This window comes from Archangium sp. (assembly GCF_036388035.1).
In the GTDB taxonomy this organism is placed as follows: Bacteria; Myxococcota; Myxococcia; order Myxococcales; family Myxococcaceae; genus Archangium.
Genome location: NZ_DASVSO010000206.1, coordinates 1 through 2,158, shown reverse-complemented (window position 1 = coordinate 2,158; position 2,158 = coordinate 1). Strand labels below are relative to the sequence as shown.

Annotated in this window: 2 protein-coding genes; both read left to right on the top strand. The window is 70.7% G+C overall.

The features are described from left to right. The coding region (locus VF697_RS09085) for a hypothetical protein (protein ID WP_331093313.1) at positions 1-1,057 on the top strand (1,057 nt) is incomplete at its 5' end. Positions 1,058-1,145: 88 nt separating this feature from the next. Next, positions 1,146-2,158: hypothetical protein (locus VF697_RS09080; protein WP_331093311.1), on the top strand; the 1,013-nt coding region annotated here is incomplete at its 3' end.

Genomic DNA, 2,158 nt, shown 5'->3' with positions numbered 1-2,158 from the left:
CGGAGTTCAGGGCGGCGGGTTGGTGCGCCGCGAGGACTGGGACAGCCTCTCGGACTGGGGCCAGCTGGTGCGTGCGCTCAAGCTGGGCTCGGACGCCTCCCCGGTGGGGCTGTGGGCGGGCGCCCTCGACAGCTACAGCCTCCTTTCCGGGCACCTGGTACGGCGGTACTCGAACCGCACCAATCCGGACTACCACCCGGCTGGAGCCTTTCTCACCGGCACGCTGGGGCCCTTGTACGCGGAGGCGTTTTCCTCGGACGTGCTGGGTGCGCGCCTCATGGGCGCGGAGGTAGCGCTCGACCTAGCACACCTCTTCACGGGCCCGCAGGAGCAACCGGGGCGCTACACGCTGGCGTTGTCCGCGGTGCACGACTGGGGGCGGGCCGGAGGCCACTCTCCCCAGGTGACGCTGGCGCACCTGGATGGAACGGCGGTGGTGGTGGTGCGCCCGGACTACGAGCTGCACGTGCTGGCCGGCTGGGGTGGGCGTCCGGGTGTGGGCGGGGCCTGGGGCGCGGTGGCCGGCGTGGGTGCGGATGCGGTGACGCCCACGTTGGACGCACGGCTGCGGCTCGAGGTGCGAGGGCAGCGCGGAGGCTTTCGCCAGGGCCTCTTCGGCCCGGACTACGAGCTGGCGCGATTCCGCGCGGCGGGCCCTTCCGGATTACCAGTCGTGGAGGCGCCCTTTCCCGACGGCTTCTCAGTGTACGGCGAAGCGGTGGTGGGGTGGGATGCGGTGCGACTGGGCGGGTTGCGGCAACGACACCTGCACCTCTCCCTGGCGGTGGAGGCGTTTACCTGGGGACGCGTGGACGTGGACGGGCGACTCGCGGCGCAGCTGGCCGAGCGGCGCGTGGAGGTGGCCGTCAGCGCGCTCGCCACCGGGGTGGGCAGGCCGGGGGCGAACTACCTGTATTCGGGCGAGGTGCGTTGGCGCTTTGGCGGGTGGCTGTACGCGGTGGGCCAGGGCGGCACGTTGCTGTTCCCGGCGCCGGACGGGGCGCTGCACCCGGGCGCCTTCGCATCCCTGGGCCTGGGGGTGGACCATGCCCGCTGAGATGCCGCGGAAGTGGGTGGCCCTGGTACTTGGGGCCGTCGTGCTGTCCACCGGCTGTATCACGGTGACACCACCTGCGGGACGCGGCATGCTTCTGGACCGCAACCCGCGTGCCTCCTCTGGGTTGGCGGGCGCGGTGCGTGATGACGCCCAGTACGCGGCCACGGGCTCGAGTGCACCAACTCGGCTGCTCCGCCGACGGGGTGAGCGCGTGCAAGGCACGGAGGTGGCCATGGTGAGCCCGGCCGAGATGGCCGTGCGCGCGGTGGCCAGTGGCGCCGTGCAGGTTGACGCCTTCGAGTACTTACTGGCACTCGCGGGTCTGGACAACTTCAACGACCTGCCCCCGCGGGGCGCTCCCCTCACGCCCCAGGAGGCGGCCCGGGTGCTGATGGTGCTGATGAACAAGCCCGTGACGCTGGGTTCGTTCCCGCCCCGCATGGCCGTCTGCCACCTGCTGCGTGAGGTGCTGGAGGGAGGGGATGTCTCCCGCGAGGAGCTGCTGCACCGCGTGGAGCGATTCAAGAGCGTGGCCGTGCTGCGACCGGACGGCTACCTGGCCTGGACGCTCAACGGACGCACCCAGCAGAAGGTGGGCCCGGTGGAGTGGAAGGAGGAAGCTTTCCGTGCTGGCTCCTTCGAGCTGGGCCGCTTCTACACCGTCAGCGGGTGGGTCTTCCGGCAGGCGGATGCGCAACTGCGCCCCGTCATAGAAGGGCCCCCACTGGCCGAGGTGTATGACGACGCCGACTACATCGGCCGCTCGCTGGATGGCGCGGAGGAGGCTTTCGTCGAGATGTACCATGCCATGGGCCAGCTGCTCACGCGCCCGCTGGACAGCATCGCGGCGCTGCAACACCTGCCCGCGGGAGTCGCGGCCCTCATCGCCTCCTCGCCCGAGTACCTCGAGCGCTTCCGGTACATGACTCGGGGCGAGCAGGTGAAGGCGACCTCCAAGCTATTGACCAACCTCATCGTCACATTTGGCACGGCTGGGGGCACCACCAGCACGTTGACGCGGGCGGTGGGCGGGCTGGAGGCCACCGTGCCGGTGCTGTCCCTCTCGGCCGAGGGCTTGCTGGTGGTAGAACGCGTGGTGGT